Here is a 15,328-nt window from a genome sequence, read left to right as displayed (position 1 = left end):
GTCATCCAGTTCAGCACCCTAGTAGCCGTAGTAGAGGCCCAGACCGCGCTGCAGCGCCGACGCCAGATGCGCCTGCATCGCCACGGCGGCTGCCTCGGTGTCGCGCGCCTTGCATGCCAGGATGACCTGCATGTGCTCGCGCAGCGACTGCAGCACGAGAGGCACGGTGACTTTTCTGTCCAGCCGGATCAGCCGAACGTAATTGTGCAGCCGCTTGTAGGAACTGTCGATCAATGGATTGTTCAGGCTGGCAATGATGGAGTGATGCAGCAAGGTCTCGAGTTGTTCGAGGTCGGCCCTGCCGCGGTCAGTGAGGCCGCTGCGCTCGATCTCTTCGATGGCCGCCAGGTGTCGTCGTTCCAGTTCCGCCAATTCCGCCTCTTCGGCTGTTTGCGCGTAAACGCCTGTCGCCGCGCGCTCCAGAATGCTGCGAAACTGATAGGTCGATCTGGTGAGTTCGAACCCGGGCTTGACGAACTGGATGCCCGAGCGCGAATGGATGATGACGATCCCCTCCGCCTCGAGCAACTTGAGTGCATCGCGCAGCGGCGCAACCGGGATCTGCAGCATCTTGACGAGATCGCCTTGCGACAGAAAGGCCCCGGCAGGAATTTTCCGCTCAAACAGCGTTTCGAGAATTCGCGTGTAGGCCCGATCGCCAAGACGTTGGCCCGATGCTCCAGTGGGCTCGTCGGGCTGGTCTTCGTGCTGAGCCACCTTTGTCTCCCTGCATCTGAAATATCTAAATACGATTCTGAAACATTACCGATCGTGCGCATCGTAGAATATCGCATGATCATTTATCAATTCACTTGTGCCGGATATGGCTGACCGTGGGCATCGCGCAGCGCGCGGCCGGCATCCTGGGCTGTTTGGGGATCGCCTCGCGACGAGGGAGCGCTTTCCCTTGCGCCCCAGACACCTGGAGAATTCACGCATAAGTCCGGTCGACAAGGCGTTGTCCACAGCGCTGCCGTGCCTGTCGTCCGGCTGTTTTGCGCCTGGCCACTTGCCTCTTATCCAAATCTGAAATATCTAACGCGCGTTCTGACATATCAGAGACCGCGTATGCGCATCGCAGAGTATCGTATTACCCGCTATCAATTCGCCCGGGACCGGACCATTGGCGACAGCCAGGTTCGCATCGATACAGCTCACGTCGCCGCGCTTGAGCTCGTTGCCGAGAATGGCCTGGTCGGGCTGGGCTTTATCCAGAGCTTGTTTCACCCTTTGCCGAGCCAGGCGGAGATCGTTCGGGTCTTTGACGAGGAGGCCTGGCCCGACCTTGTCGGGCAATCGCCTTTGGCGCTTGTGCATCGGGTCCAGCGACCCCGCGGCGGGAACAGGCGCGCCTTCGGCTTGCCTTTCGAGGAAGCCCTGCAGGTTGCGTTGTGGGATCTAAGCGCAAAGCTGGTCGGCCTGCCGCTGCACGAGCTCCTGGGAAGCCGGCGCAAGCGCGTGAAAACCTATGCATCCGGTCTCGATTTCCACCTTGGCGACGATGAGTTCCAGGCATTCTTTGCCCATGCCGAGGCGATCGGCTACCGCGCGTTCAAGATCAAGGTGGGCCATCCTGATTTCGACCGGGATTTGTCCCGGCTGGAGCTGCTGAGGAAGACGGTGCGGCCCGGCTCGTCGATCATGATTGACGCCAACGAGGCTTGGGGGGCCAAGGAGGCATCGGTAAAACTGCAGAAAATTCATAGCCTTGGTTATGATCTGCTGTGGGTCGAGGACCCCATCCTGCGCCATGACTTCGATGGCCTTCGCAACCTGAAGGCGGCAACGCCCTGGACCATGATCAATTCAGGCGAATACCTCGACGCCGCCGGCAAGCGCCTTTTGATGCAGGCCGGGGCGACCGACATGCTGAACGTTCATGGGCAGGTGACCGACGTGATGAGGATCGGCTGGCTGGCAGCTGAACTCGGCGTTCCGGTGACGCTTGGCAACACGTTTCTTGAAATCGGCGTGCACATGGCCTGTGCGCTGCCCGAAGTCGAGTGGCTCGAATACTCGTTCCAGAACTTCGACCACCTGGTCGAGCAGACAATCGAAATTCAAGACGGCTGGATTTATGCGCCCGACCGACCGGGCCATGGGCTGGTCTTGTCGGAGACTGCGCGTCTGGCCTGGGCGCGCCCTGAAATCCTGTCGCGCGAAGACCTTGGCGATGCGCCCGTCAACCCGCGGGTTGATGGGCGTCCCAAACGCGCAGCGAGCGCTGGATGAAGCGAAAGTTTGTTAGATAAAAAGGGAGGAATGACGTGCAGAAACTGAAGATATTGACTGCCATTGCGACCATGATGGTCGCCTCGCCCGTGCTGGCACAGGAAATCACCGTATGGGACGTTAACGTGGACGATGCCGCCCACGCGACATACTACGATCATGCGAAGGCCGCATTCGAGGCCGCGCACCCGGGAGCAACGCTCAACCTCCTGTCCCAGCCGGATGCCGAGTACTACACGCTGCTGGGTACGGCGCTCGCTTCGAAAGCCGGCCCTGACGTCATCTGGGCCAATGGTGGCGCCCAGGCCAAGGCCCTGGTCGGCGGGCTGATCCCGCTCGACGACAAGCTGCCCGACCTGATCTCAAAGCTCGTTGGCAGGTCTGCGTTCACCGGACCTGACGGCAAGCTGTACTTCATCCCGACGACGCTGCAGGGTCACGTCGTCTACTACAACAAGGCGCTCTACAAGGCCGCAGGGCTCGATCCGGAGAAGCCGCCGACAAGTTGGGCCGAGTTGACCAAGGTCTGCGACACCTTCAAGGCGCAGGGTAAACCCGCTTGCTTCATGATGGCCAACAAGGAAGGCTACAACGCTGAATTCTTCTTGTCGGAGGCAGCGAACCAGTCGCTGACCGCCCAACAGCAGGCCTATTGGCTGGCCGGCAAGCTCCATTGGTCGGATGCGCCGATCAAGGCGATCCTGCAGGCCTGGGTCGATACCGCCAAGAACGGCTGGTATCAGGAGGGCGGAAACTCGCAGACCATGTTCATGGACGAGTTCGCTCTCTTCGAGCAAGGCGTCGGGGCCAACGTGATGGGCCTGCTCTCCAACGTCGCGCACTGGAAGCAGTTCGAAAAGAACATGGGTGTCGACAAGGTCGGCGTCTATCCGATGCCCTCGCCGACCGTCGCCGCCGATCAGCATGAAGGCGCTCCCGGGGTACCGCTTGATGGCGGCGTCGGCTACGGCGTCAACAAGGACTCTCCCAACATCGATCTCGCCGTTGACGCGGTGCGGATCCTCGCTTCGCCGGAGGTCCTGTCATATCTGGTCAACGACACCGGATCGGTGCCCGCAAACACTGAAGTCAACACCTCCGGTATCGACAGCCCCGGCCTCAAGCAGATCATGGGCTGGCTTGCAACCAGAGCGGTTCCGACCACGCACGCCAATTCCTCGGCAGCAGAGCTCGACGAATGGCACCGCCAGAGCCAGCTTCTGTACAATGGTGAAACCACGGTGGACGAGGCCGCGGTTGCTCTGGACAAGGTCCAGGCTGAGGCCAAGCCGCAAAAGTAATCTTCTCAGCGGGGGGCGCGACCATGCGCCCCCATCCCCAAGCTCAGCGACCAGTGCATGACCGTCAATTCGTTACACCAGACTGGCCAGGCCGTGCGGCCCCGTTCCCGCCGGAGTCGGGGCCGCCGAGCAGAAGCGCGCGTTGCATTGCTGTTCCTGCTTCCGGCAATCCTGCTTGTTCTGGTGTTCCGCATCTTTCCGCTGTTCTGGGGGTTTGGCATCTCCCTGACCAGCGCGACTTCCACCGACCCTGGCCAGTTCATCGGCGCCGGCAACTATCTGCGGGCGCTGGACGACCCGAATTTCCGCTCCGCCATGGCCAACGCCGTCGTGGTGCTGCTTTCGGTGCCGATCTTTGTGACCATTCCGATGCTGCTGGCCATCCTGATCCACCAGGGCGTGCCGGGACGCACGTTTTTTCGCTCCGTCTATTTCTTTCCCGCCATTCTCTCGAGCGTCATCATCGGCTCGATCTTCAGCGTGGTGCTGAGCTTCAATGGCAACCTCAACGCGCTGCTGGACCTCGCGGGCATCAAGGGTGTGGACTGGCTGGGGCACTCGGCGACTGCGCTTCCGGTGACGCTCGCGATCCAATGCTGGTCGACCTTCGGCATGGGTGTGCTGATCTTCCTTGCCGGTCTGTCGACCGTTTCAAAGGAGATGGTCGAGGCGGCCCGTCTCGACGGCGCCAAGATGTGGCAAATCTGGTGGCATGTCATCATTCCCGAGCTTCGCCCGATCATCGAGTTCTCGACGGTGATTACCACCATCGGCCTGCTGACTTCGATGTTCGGGCTGATCTACGTGCTGACCGGCGGCGGCCCCGGAACGGCAACGACGGTGCCCGAATATCTTATCTGGGCCGCCCAGGGCAGGCTCAACCGCCCCGCCTACGCGGCCGCCATCTCGATGGTCCTGTTCGTCATGACGAGCATTCTCGCGTGGCTGCAGATCCGCATCCTGTCACGCAACGCGAATATCTGAAGGGGGCGTTGTGTCAGGAGCAGGAAAACGACAGAGGCTGGCCCTCAGGATTGCGGCGGTCCCGATGGGGCTGCTGGCCTTGAGCTGCCTCTACCCGATCTTTTTCGCGATCAACAATGCGTTCAAGACCCGTGACGACTACATGCGCGACCGCTTCGGGCTGGCCCTGAAGCCCACGTTCGACAATTTCGTCCAGGCCTGGACCCGCGCGCACCTCAATGAGTACTTCCTCAATTCCGTGATTGCGACGCTCGGCGCGGTCATCCTGTTGATGGTCGTGTCTTCCATGGCCGGCTTTGCTCTGGCGTCGTTGCGCTTTCCCTATCGGCGCTTCCTGTTTGCGGTAATCCTGTCGTCGCTGATGATCCCCGTGCAGGTCGTTCTCGTGCCCTTCATGCGCACGATGCTTGCCCTCGACCTCGTCAACACGCATATCGGGCTCATCCTGTCATACACCGCATTTTTCCTGCCTTTCTCGGTCTACATGATGACGGCGTTCTACTCCGGACTGCCGCGCGAGCTGATCGAAGCAGCGCGGATCGACGGGGCCACGCTGCTGCAGGTCTGGTGGCATGTGATGCTGCCCCTGGGAATGCCGGCTTTGGTGACGCTGGCTATCCTCAACACCCTCAGCTGCTGGAACGACATTCTGATTTCCCTGCTGGTCATGCAGAAGCACCGCACCCTTATGGTGGGGATTTCCGCGCTCAAGGGCCAGTACTCGGACCAGATACCCCTGTTTACCGCTGGCATCGTCATCGCGGCGGCGCCGATCGTTGTTCTTTACATCCTGTTCCAGCGGCGAATTGTTTCGGGGATCGCCGTGGGCGCAGTGAAAGGTTAGTCGATGGCGCGTGTCGAACTGAAACATGTCAGCAAGAGCTTTGGATCGACGGAGGTCATCCGCGATGTCTCGCTTTCGATCGAAGAGGGCGAGTTCGCCGTATTCGTGGGTCCATCGGGCTGCGGAAAATCCACCCTGCTGCGCATGATTGCCGGGCTCGAAGAGACCAGCGGAGGGGAGATCTTCATCGCCGGTGACGATGTGACAGACGCGGAGCCTGCCGACCGGGGAGTGGCGATGGTGTTCCAGTCCTATGCGCTGTATCCGCATATGACGGTGGCGGACAATATGAGCTTCGGCCTGCGGATGGCGCACCGCCCGAAACAGGAAATAACCGACAAGGTCGGGCGCGCGGCCAAGATCCTGCAGCTCGAAGATTATTTGCAGCGCAAGCCGGCTCATCTCTCCGGAGGACAGCGCCAGCGGGTTGCAATAGGACGCGCGATCGTGCGCGACCCGAAGGTGTTTCTCTTCGATGAGCCGCTCAGCAATCTGGATGCCGAACTCCGGGTGCAGATGCGCGTGGAACTGGCCAAGCTGCACCGGGTCCTTGGCAACACCATGATCTATGTGACGCACGATCAGACGGAAGCGCTGACCATGGCCGATCGGATCATCGTGTTGCGCAGTGGGCGCATCGAGCAGATCGGCACGCCCCAAAATCTCTATCAAGATCCCGACAACGCGTTCGTCGCGGGTTTTATCGGCTCTCCCCGGATGAATTTTCTGACGGCCACTGTGCAGGCGGGGGGCCGCCTCGCATTTGGCGGCCGGGAGATGGACACCCCGGCACGGACCACGCTTGAGCCCGGACGGAAACTGCAGCTGGGTTTGAGGCCCGAGCATCTCGACCAGGACAAGGGTATCGACCTCGAGGCGAACGTGGAATTCGTCGAGGCGATGGGCTCCACGTCCTATGTTCACGCCACGCTGGCGAGCGGCGACACCATCATCGCGGAGCGCCGGTCGTCACAACCAAGGACCGGCGACAAGATCACCCTGCATTTCGCGCCCACCTCGGCGCGACTGTTCAGCGACGACGGAGAGCGCATCCGGTGAGCCTTCATACACCTCACAGATTGTGAGGTCATCGGATGCATAGCCCGCATCTGGAGGCTCGATCAGCCCCGGAGCACGGCGGATATGTTTGCAGAGCCTTGTTGCGATCAAGACCTGCCTCCTTGGCGTGGTCCCTCTGGGCGAGACCAATGCAGATGCATTTGGAAATGTCGGTCCATGGCACCCCCATGCATTTCAGGGTAACTACTGCCAGCCGATGCGAGGCCGATGCGGAAACGAACCACGTTGTGATCGCCATTAATCGCCTTACGCCGACGATCAGAACCCGCCCATTTGCACGCCGCTGCCGCGGATTGCAGCAGGCAACGCTGAAGGGTCTTTCGAAGCCGGGAAGCGTGAGCTACGTGTGACGGGTGCCATCAACGAGACGGAGAAAATTGACGAACAGGCCCAAACCATTTCGCTCAAAGTCGGGGGCTCACCTGACAACGGTCAATTCAAACTCAAAGAATTAAGTATAAGGCACTGATTTATAACAAAATTGTGGACCCAGAGGGACAGCGTTTTCTACAGGAAATCAATACGTTGGCGGATGGTTCGCCAAGCCGTTTCCTTCGTATTCTCTCGTATGGTCTGGCGAACCTAAGGACGATGAACGCGACTAATTACAGGCTTCGAGATATCGCCGATGTAGCCGCAGGTCGTCAGGAACTCCCTGGTAGTGAATGACCGAAATGGGGCCGTTGACGGCCTGGCAGCTTTCAGGATGACTGGCAAGAAAGCCGACCGTTGCGTCCAGCGTAGTGCGGACCGCTTTGCGCCAAAAGCGGTCATTTGATGTTGGTTCCGCGCCAAAGGCGGACGAGCTCGTAACCGATTGAAGCAACCGGCGTCAGTTATTTGCACGAGTATGCGCATTGACTCCGGAGGGCTTGGGCGCCCGCCACGGATCGCCTTAATCATCGAACGGGCTACCGCGGTAGCTTTCACTGCGGAGCGACAACTGACGTTCGGCGTCATCAGAAAAAGGCGGACTCTGGCACGGTTCTGGTCTATGCCGACGCTCGTTGCCGGTCCGCCGGCCTTTTGCAACTGGTCCATGAATGAAGCGCCAGCCCACGACGTCGAGCCTGTTACGCCGACTCAATCGTTCGGCCGTGGTGGATTTGATCCGCACCGAAGGAGTGGCATCACCTTCGAGCCTCGCCGAGCGACTGAACATCAGCATCCCGACGGTGATGCGGGTGATCGAGGATCTGATTGCCGAGGATTTGGTGGCGTATGACGGGTTTGACGAGGCCAATGTCCGGGGCCGTCCCCGGGCACGCATCAAGTTCCGCGGCGCGGCGCATGCGATCATCGGCATCGAGGCCGGCAAGGGCGAGTTCTATGGCGCCGTGGCCAATCTCGAGGGCGTCGTGCAGACCGAAATGCACGAGACGGCCGACGATGATGGCGAGCGCAATTTCGAGAAGCTGGTCGGCCTGATCCGCCGGCTGATGGCGGCCCCCCGCCCGCGCGGCCAGACCATTCGCGGCATCGGCATTGGCCTGCCCTCGATCGTCAGGCAGCCGGAGGGCGAAGTGGTGCTGACGCTCGGGCTCGGCTGGCGCGACATGCCGTTGCGGGCGCGGCTCAGCGAGCATTTTCAGATGCCCATCGTCGTCGAGAACGGGCGCAACCTCGCCGCCGTGGGCGAATGGGGATTCGGGGCCGGGCGTGGCGCCGACAGCGTCGTGAGCCTCTCGATCGGGCCCGGCGCCGGCGCGGGCGTCGTGATCGACGGCAAGCTCTATGGCGGGCACTCGCATGCGGCGGGCGAGCTCGGCTGGTATCTCGACGACCCCCTCCTCACCGGGCGGCCGTTCGAACATCTGGGCGACAAGCAATCGCTGCGCTTTTTCGGCATCCCCGAACAGGCGACCAAGATGCTCGAAGAGGCCAACACCCAGTATGCGGCGGGAAAGCTCACCCTGGCCGCCGTCACCGACCGGCAGGCGGACAAAATCGCGCCTGTTGTCACCGAGTTGCTCGACTATGCGACGATGGCGGTGGCCAGTGTTGCTGCCTTCATGAACCCGGAAATCATCGTACTGGCGGGCCGAATCGTCGGCGGCGGTGATCTGGTGCTCGATGTGCTGCGGCATCGCCTCAGGGGCAATGTGTATGACCCGCCGCGCCTCGTGATGGGCGCGCTGGGCCACCGCGATATCGTCCTGGGCGCGGTGCGTCTGGTGCTCGATGCGACGACCCTCAACCCTGGCGACAGCCTCGTGATGGGCGAATAAAGATCAATCGACCGTAATTGACAGCGACTGTATGTCGGCATTAAGTTTCTGACTGAAAGAAAAACCGCGTCCTGCGTCGTGTGGGAGCGTATCTTTCGTGGGAGGACTTCAATGACGAAGATTTTCAATCCGCTTGGGCGGACGATGCAGCGTCGTGACTTCTTGAAAGTTGCGGGTGCGAGCGTTGCGGTAGGGGCTCTGCCTGCGGCAGTTCGCGGTGCCGAGCCCGTCAAGGTGCTTGTGTGGTCGTGGGTGCCGAATCTCCAGCTTGAGGTAGACATGTTCAACGCCGCGCATCCGGGCATCCGGATTGAACTCGTGAATGCCGGCCAGGGCGAGCCGGAGTATCAGGCGGTCCGTGCTGGCCTGCAGGCGGGCAGCGGCCTGCCCGACGTCGTCCAAATCGAATACCAGCACCTCGAGAGCTTCCGCCAGGTCGACGCCTTCGCCGACATCGGCCAGTACGCCAATGCCCATAAGGGCGAGTTCCCCGAAGCCACGTGGAAACAGGTCGCCAAGGGCGATGTGGTCAACGCCATGCCGCAGGATACCGGTCCGATGGCGATGCTCTATCGCAAGGACATCTTCGACAAGCAGGGGATCACGCCGCCCACCACCTGGACCGAGTTTGCCGATGCGGCCAAGAAGATCCATGCGGCCGATCCGAATGTGTTCATCACCGACGCGCTGTTCAGCTCAGGCGACTGGGTCACTGCTTTGCTGTGGCCGATGGGCTGGAAGCCGGTCAGCCGCGATGGCGACAAGCTCGTGATTAGAATCAACGACAAGATTTCCAAGGACTTCGCCGCCTATTGGCAGGACCTTATTACCGCGGGTGTCATCGAGACCAAGCCGGGGTTCAACAATGAGTGGTACACCGGCCTCGACACGGGCCGCTATGCCAGCTGGCTCACTGCGGGCTGGGGCCCGGTGTTCCTGACCTCGTTCGCCAAGACCAGCGCGGGCCAGTGGCGTGCCGCCGATCTGCCGCAGTGGGACGCGAACAAGTTCGCGACCGGCAGTTGGGGTGGCTCATCACTGGCCGTGATGAAAGCGACCCAACATCTCCCCGAGGCCGCCGAAGTCGCGATTTGGCTGACAACGAATCCCGAAGCCACAATGCTCTACACCACCAAGCAATTCTTCTTCCCCTGTACCTCCGCGCTGCTGTCGAGCCCGGAATGGGCGGGCAACAAGATGGATTTCTACGGCGGCCAGGCGGTGAACGAAGTGTTCGCCAAATCGGCGAACGCTGTGACGCCATTTGAGTGGAGCCCGTTTCAGGGCTTCTTGTACCAGTCGATGACCGATGAATTCGGCGCCTCGATCGGCGGCAAGGGCACGCTGTCGGACGCGTTCGACCGCATCCAGGACGCCGTGGTCACATACGCGAAAGAACAAGGCTTCACCGTAGCCTGACTCCTCCCGGGCAACGGCCGGGCGCGCTTGACCGGCGCGCCCGATCTCTTCATCTTGCCGGACGGGGGACCATGGCATTGTCGAATTCGCCAGCCGCAGCGACGCGCCCAGCGCGATCGGGCGGTTTCACGTCACGAAAGCTCACGCCCTATCTGTTCCTGGCGCCCTTCGTGCTGCTGTTTATCGCCTTCATCGTCGCGCCGCTGGTTTATGCGTTCTACATGAGCCTCTACCGCGACACGCTGGTGGGCGGACGGCAATTCGCGGGTGCAGCAAGCTACATCAAGGTCATGGGAGACGCCAAATTCTGGGGCGGCGTGTGGAACCTCGTTTTGTTCGGCATCGTGCAGGTGCCGATCATGCTGGGCCTGGCGCTGTTGTTCGCCATCGTGCTCGATCGTGGCCAGGTCTATGCCAAGGGCCTCTTCCGGCTCGGCTTCTTCCTCCCCTACGCCGTGCCGAGCGTGATCGCGACGATCATCTGGGGTTATCTCTACGGCCCCACCTTCGGCCCGTTCACGCAGATGGCCAAGGCGTTCAACCTGCCGCCGCCGGACTTCCTGTCGCCGGGCGTGATGATCTTCTCATTGGCCAATATCGTGACGTGGGAATATGTCGGCTACAATATGGTGATCTACTACGCCGCGCTGAAGGCGATCCCTTCGGACCTCGCCGAGGCCGCGCGGGTCGATGGCGCCTCGCCTTGGCAATTTGCGCGGATGATCCAGCTGCCGCTGCTGTGGCCGGCGATCCTGCTTACCATCATCTTTTCAATCAACGGCACACTGCAGCTGTTCAATGAGCCGTATTTGATGCGCGCGCTCGCCAGAAACACCATCAATTCGAGCTACACGCCGAACCTCTATGCCTATTCGCTGGCGACTTCGAACCAGCAGTATGGCTATGCGGCCGCCGTCTCGTTCGTGCTTGGCATCGTGATCGCCGGGGCCTCCTACATCTTCACCCTGATCGCCAACCGCCGTCGGCCGGAGCAATGATGACTGCGACCACCGACATAGCTACTTTCGAAGCTGCCAAGCGCCGACCCGGCGAGCAGCGGCGCTCGCGGATCATGCTCACGCTGCTGCTGTCACTGTTCCTCCTCTACAGCTTCATGCCGCTGGTCTATCTGGTCCTATCGGCAACGAAGACGAATGGCGACCTGTTCACCACGTTCGGCTTCGGCTTCGGCACCGAGTTCAACTTCTGGCAGAATCTGAGCGATCTTCTGGCGCGCGACAACGGCGTCTTCATGCGCTGGATGTTCAACAGCCTGCTCTATTCGACCGTCGCCGGGCTTGGCGCCGCGATCTTGGCTACTGCGGCAGGGTATGCGTTAGCCAAATTCAAATTCGTCGGCCGCAATCTGCTGTTTGCACTGGTCTTGGGCGCTGTGATGATCCCGCAGACGGCCCTCGTCGTGCCGACCTTCCTGCTGCTGGCGCTTTCGGGACTCAGCGATAATCCGCTGGGCGTGATCCTGCCCTCGATGATCTCGCCGATCGGCGTCTATCTGATGCGCGTCTATATCGAGCAGGGCGTCGACGACGAACTGCTCGACGCAGCGCGTCTGGATGGCGCCGGCGAGTTCGTGATCTTCCGCGCGATCGTGCTGCGGCTGGTGGCGCCGGGCATGGTGACCGTGGCGCTGCTCTCGTTCGTCGGGACCTGGAACAATTACTTCCTGCCGCTGATTGTGCTGCGCACGCCGGAGTATCAGCCGATCACGGTCGGCCTTGCGACCTGGTATCAGCTCGCGCAGCAGGGCGGTGGCGGCGGACAGGTGCTCTTCTCGATTATCATCACCGGCGCGCTGGTCAGCATCATCCCGGTCATCGTGGTGTTCCTGCTGCTGCAGCGGTTCTGGCAGGGCGGCCTCACCGCCGGCGCCATCAAATAGACTATCGCCTGGAGTTTTCCGACTATGACGACTGCCTCGAAATCCGCGCCGCTCTCTGTCTGGCGGCCGATCGCAACCGACACTTTCCTCGTCGGTACCCCGCATTACCCGGAGCATGTCGATGAGAGCTATTGGCAGCGCGACGCCGACCGCATGGCAGCCGCGGGCTTCAACGCGGTGCGACTTGCGGAATTCGCCTGGCATATTATCGAGCCGCATGAGGGGACGTTCGACTTCGATTTGTTCGACCGCGCCATAGATGTGTTGGGCAAGGCTGGCATCAAGACCATCATGTGCACGCCGACGGCGACGCCGCCGCGTTGGCTGACGCTGCGTTATCCCGAAGTGTTGCGCGTCGATGCCAATGGCCGCGCCATGAGCCATGGCTCGCGCCAGCACGCCAATCTTGCGAGCGGAGTGTTCCGCGAGCATTCGAAGCGCATCACTAAAGCGATGGCCGAGCATTATCGCGGCAATTCGCACATCATCGGCTGGCAGACGGACAATGAGCTCAATACCTCTGGATCGCTGTCCTACGGTCCGGTGACTCTGGCCGAGTTCCAGGCCTTTCTCAAGTACAAGTACAAGACCATCGCCGCGCTCAACGATGCGTGGGGCGGAAATTTCTGGGCCACCGCCTACGACGATTTCGATCAAGTGGTGCTGCCCCTCGACTACGCCCCGGCCCCGGTCGGGCCGACCCATGTGGTCGACTATCACCGCTTCCTCGCCTTCGTCACGGCGCGGTTCCAGCACGATCAGGTGCTAATTATGCGCGCCGCCAATCCAGACTGGTTCCTCTTCCACAATCTGGGGCGGATCGACGACATCGACTTCCGCGGCGAGTTCTCGACCGATCTCGATTTTCTCGGCTTCGACATCTATCCGCACCTCTATGACGAGATGCAGCGCCTTGGGGGCGTCGGCGAGGCGCAGGCGCTGCATCTCGACATCTGCCGTGGCTTCACCGGCAACTTCATCGTGCCCGAGCAGCAATCGGGCTTCGGTGCGCAGCCGAACTTCTCGACGCTGACGCCCGAACCCGGAGAGATGCGCCGCATGGCCTATACCTCGGTGGCGCGCGGCGCCGATGGCGTGATGTTCTTCCGCTGGCGGCCGGCGCATTTCGGCGCCGAGATCTATTGGATGGGCATCATCGATCACGACGACATCCCGCGGCGTCGCTATGACGAGGCCAAGCAGTTTGCGGGTGAGGTCACGGCGCTCAAGGACAAGATCCTCGGCACGCATGTGCGCATGGATTTGGGCATCGCCGGATCAGATTTCGACAATCAGGAGATGCACCGCTCCTGCCCCATCGGCATGCCGAGCCCGCAGGACGATGCGACGCTGCTGCACCGCTATTGCTACCGCCACAACATCGCCTGCGGCTTCATCCATCCCGAGGATGATCTCAGCAAGCTCAAGGCGCTCTATGTGCCGCATTGGCTGAAATGGACCGATGCATGGACGGCGCGGATCGAGGCCTTCGCCAAGGCGGGTGGAACGGTAATCCTGGGAGGCCGCACCGGATCACGCGACGTTAACAACCACGTCATCCGCGACACCTCGCCGGGCAAGAGGCTCTCGGCGCTGGCCGGGATCACGGTCGAGGAGTTCGGGTTGCTGACGCCGATCGGCGGCGACGGGATGTTCGAGCATGGCGGCCGCTTCGGCGCCAACACGGTGCGCAAGAAGCTGCCGGCGACGTCGGCGAGCCGCCAATACGAGCTCAAGATCGGGAATGCGCAGGTGACGGCGGCGCATCTTTATGAGTTGCTTAACGTCGCGCCCGGCACGGACGTTATCGGCAGCTGGGCTAGCCGCTTCGCCGAGGGCCAAGCCGCGATGACTTCGCGCAAAGTCGGCAAGGGCAATGTGATCTACCTCGGCACGTACCTCAGCGATGCTCTGGTCGAGGTGCTGGCCGATCAGGTGCTGGCGCCCGCCGGTATCGTGCCGCTCATCGCCGACATGCCGGCCGGCGTGGAAGCGACCATCCGCGAGAGCAAGGACCGCCGCCTGCTGTTCATCCTCAACACGCTGAGCGAGCTGGCAAGCATCGGCAATGTCCCCGCGGGCAAGGATCTGCTCGGCGATGGCAAAGTACGCGGCGGCAAGCTGTCGCTCCCGGCCTATGGCTGCAGCATCATCGAACTCGACTAGGGATGTTGTCGCGAGGCCTTGGGAAACGCTCAATATCTTCTGTCCCAGTGATCTTAGATTGGGCAGCAATCTCCACTCTAGGGCCTGGATTGAAATCCGCAAGCGCTCCCGCAAGGTCCCTATTAACCTGCAGCAGGCCATCGAAGCAGGCGAACGGCTCGCACTGGACTATCTTGGCGAAGTCGGCCGCGAGATCGGTCATCGGCTCAGCGGCCTGATCGATCTCATCGACCCGGAAGTCGTCATCTTCGGCGGAGAAGCGGTCCGGTTTGGCCCGGCGCTTATCGAGCCCCTCGTTGCCACTGTCCGCGAAACCTCGTTCGCAACCCCCCCGCCGATCGAAATTGACTGGGACAACAACGTCTGGTCCCGCGGCGCCTCGGCACTCGCGATTCAGCAGTTCTTCGACTTCGAAAGCACTGCGGGGTTTGAGCGCGAGGGCGGAACCCGCCCATCTCGCGGGTTTCCCGCTGGTCGACGTGGCGCTGGATAATTCTTCATTTGGGAGGTGACCCGCGGGCATCACTTTCTCTCTCATCAGATCGGAAAGTAGGCGCCTGCTCGAAACGCGGGACAAGCGCGAGTGCTGGGTTTCGCCTGTCGCGGCCAACTGGTGTCGAGCGCCGGACGTGAAATTGCTACCTGCTGGTAGCGCAGGTGATCGCTCAGCAGCTTGTTGCGTAATGTAGCCTTCATTGACGCCTCTGAATCGAGCGTCGTTAGCAACACCGCCTGCTTGGCCGGTGGCGGGGACACTCTGCGGAGGATACCGAGATTTGCTGCGGAGATACTCCAGATGCCACGGGATTGTCGCATGCTCACCCTGGCGGAGCCTGCGGACTTAAACGGCCAGGCCCGGTCGTGTCTGCAACTCGTCGTTTCGGGATAGATACAGGTCGCGCGGAACGGCCGGCTTCTTTCGGAGTCAGCCCTTGCGCTCCTGAAGGCTGTTGCCGCCGTCGACCACCAGCAGGGCGCCGTTGACGTAGCTCGCACCTTCCGATGCCAGGAACACCACCGCTGCGGCAACCTCGTCCGGTCGCCCAGCCCGCGCCGGTGGCGTGTGCAGGGCAGCTTGCCGCTCCATTGCGCTCGACGAGCCCGTTTCGATCCAGCCGGGGGCCACGGCATTGACTGTCACGCCACTCTTTGCCACTTCGAGCGCCAGCGTGCG

The 15,328-nt window shown here is 61.5% G+C and carries 13 protein-coding genes; 11 read left to right on the top strand and 2 right to left on the bottom strand.

Going from position 1 to position 15,328, the window contains the following annotated elements:
* Positions 1-18 precede the first annotated feature (18 nt).
* A complete protein-coding gene (locus AC1DXN_RS28620; protein ID WP_477277846.1) occupies positions 19-717 on the bottom strand; it encodes a GntR family transcriptional regulator in 699 nt (232 codons plus the stop codon).
* Between the two features lie 351 nt (positions 718-1,068).
* Here AC1DXN_RS28620 and AC1DXN_RS28615 point away from each other — a divergent pair, with 351 nt between their 5' ends.
* From AC1DXN_RS28615 to AC1DXN_RS28565, 11 genes are all read left to right on the top strand, one after another.
* Positions 1,069-2,232 (top strand): mandelate racemase/muconate lactonizing enzyme family protein, encoded by a 1,164-nt coding sequence (locus AC1DXN_RS28615; RefSeq protein WP_477277844.1) that lies wholly within the window; start codon positions 1,069-1,071, stop codon positions 2,230-2,232.
* A gap of 35 nt (positions 2,233-2,267) precedes the next feature.
* A complete protein-coding gene (locus AC1DXN_RS28610; RefSeq protein ID WP_477277842.1) occupies positions 2,268-3,533 on the top strand; it encodes an ABC transporter substrate-binding protein in 1,266 nt (421 codons plus the stop codon).
* A gap of 147 nt (positions 3,534-3,680) precedes the next feature.
* Positions 3,681-4,517 (top strand): carbohydrate ABC transporter permease, encoded by an 837-nt coding sequence (locus AC1DXN_RS28605; RefSeq protein WP_477277840.1) that lies wholly within the window; start codon positions 3,681-3,683, stop codon positions 4,515-4,517.
* A gap of 64 nt (positions 4,518-4,581) precedes the next feature.
* A complete protein-coding gene (locus AC1DXN_RS28600; protein WP_477277838.1) occupies positions 4,582-5,361 on the top strand; it encodes a carbohydrate ABC transporter permease in 780 nt (259 codons plus the stop codon).
* A gap of 3 nt (positions 5,362-5,364) precedes the next feature.
* Entirely contained in the window at positions 5,365-6,420 is a 1,056-nt protein-coding gene (locus AC1DXN_RS28595) for an ABC transporter ATP-binding protein (RefSeq protein ID WP_477277836.1), read from the top strand.
* A 1,064-nt stretch (positions 6,421-7,484) separates the two neighbouring features.
* A complete protein-coding gene (locus AC1DXN_RS28590) occupies positions 7,485-8,669 on the top strand; it encodes an ROK family protein (protein ID WP_477277834.1) in 1,185 nt (394 codons plus the stop codon).
* 111 nt (positions 8,670-8,780) lie between these two features.
* Complete coding sequence (locus AC1DXN_RS28585) at positions 8,781-10,088, top strand: ABC transporter substrate-binding protein (RefSeq protein ID WP_477277832.1); 1,308 nt, start codon at positions 8,781-8,783, stop codon at positions 10,086-10,088.
* A 71-nt stretch (positions 10,089-10,159) separates the two neighbouring features.
* Positions 10,160-11,086, top strand: a complete 927-nt coding sequence (locus AC1DXN_RS28580) for a carbohydrate ABC transporter permease (RefSeq protein WP_352592096.1) — start codon at positions 10,160-10,162, stop codon at positions 11,084-11,086.
* Complete coding sequence (locus tag AC1DXN_RS28575; protein ID WP_477421764.1) at positions 11,083-11,988, top strand: carbohydrate ABC transporter permease; 906 nt, start codon at positions 11,083-11,085, stop codon at positions 11,986-11,988. Before AC1DXN_RS28580 ends, AC1DXN_RS28575 begins: the two co-directional genes overlap by 4 nt.
* A gap of 24 nt (positions 11,989-12,012) precedes the next feature.
* Complete coding sequence (locus AC1DXN_RS28570) at positions 12,013-14,154, top strand: beta-galactosidase (protein ID WP_477277828.1); 2,142 nt, start codon at positions 12,013-12,015, stop codon at positions 14,152-14,154.
* Positions 14,155-14,212: 58 nt separating this feature from the next.
* Positions 14,213-14,647, top strand: coding sequence for an ROK family protein (locus AC1DXN_RS28565; protein ID WP_477277826.1), 435 nt, complete (start codon positions 14,213-14,215; stop codon positions 14,645-14,647).
* A 432-nt stretch (positions 14,648-15,079) separates the two neighbouring features.
* Here the strand turns inward: AC1DXN_RS28565 and AC1DXN_RS28560 are convergent.
* Positions 15,080-15,328, bottom strand: a 249-nt coding sequence (locus AC1DXN_RS28560) for an SDR family NAD(P)-dependent oxidoreductase (RefSeq protein WP_477421762.1), incomplete at its 5' end; no start/stop codon positions are given.

Source organism: Mesorhizobium sp. P2_H9 (assembly GCF_056403215.1).
The sequence above is the reverse complement of the archived record's forward strand: the minus strand, read 5'-3'. Positions and strand labels throughout refer to the sequence as shown.

What these genes read in the sequence shown, in the direction of transcription:
- AC1DXN_RS28615 (WP_477277844.1), top strand. Translation starts at nt 1,069, where the DNA reads ATGCGCATCGCAGAGTATCGTATTACCCGCTATCAATTCGCCCGGGAC.
- AC1DXN_RS28570 (WP_477277828.1), top strand. Translation starts at nt 12,013, where the DNA reads ATGACGACTGCCTCGAAATCCGCGCCGCTCTCTGTCTGGCGGCCGATC.
- AC1DXN_RS28585 (WP_477277832.1), top strand. Translation starts at nt 8,781, where the DNA reads ATGACGAAGATTTTCAATCCGCTTGGGCGGACGATGCAGCGTCGTGAC.
- AC1DXN_RS28575 (WP_477421764.1), top strand. Translation starts at nt 11,083, where the DNA reads ATGATGACTGCGACCACCGACATAGCTACTTTCGAAGCTGCCAAGCGC.
- AC1DXN_RS28580 (WP_352592096.1), top strand. Translation starts at nt 10,160, where the DNA reads ATGGCATTGTCGAATTCGCCAGCCGCAGCGACGCGCCCAGCGCGATCG.
- AC1DXN_RS28600 (WP_477277838.1), top strand. Translation starts at nt 4,582, where the DNA reads ATGGGGCTGCTGGCCTTGAGCTGCCTCTACCCGATCTTTTTCGCGATC.
- AC1DXN_RS28590 (WP_477277834.1), top strand. Translation starts at nt 7,485, where the DNA reads ATGAAGCGCCAGCCCACGACGTCGAGCCTGTTACGCCGACTCAATCGT.
- AC1DXN_RS28595 (WP_477277836.1), top strand. Translation starts at nt 5,365, where the DNA reads ATGGCGCGTGTCGAACTGAAACATGTCAGCAAGAGCTTTGGATCGACG.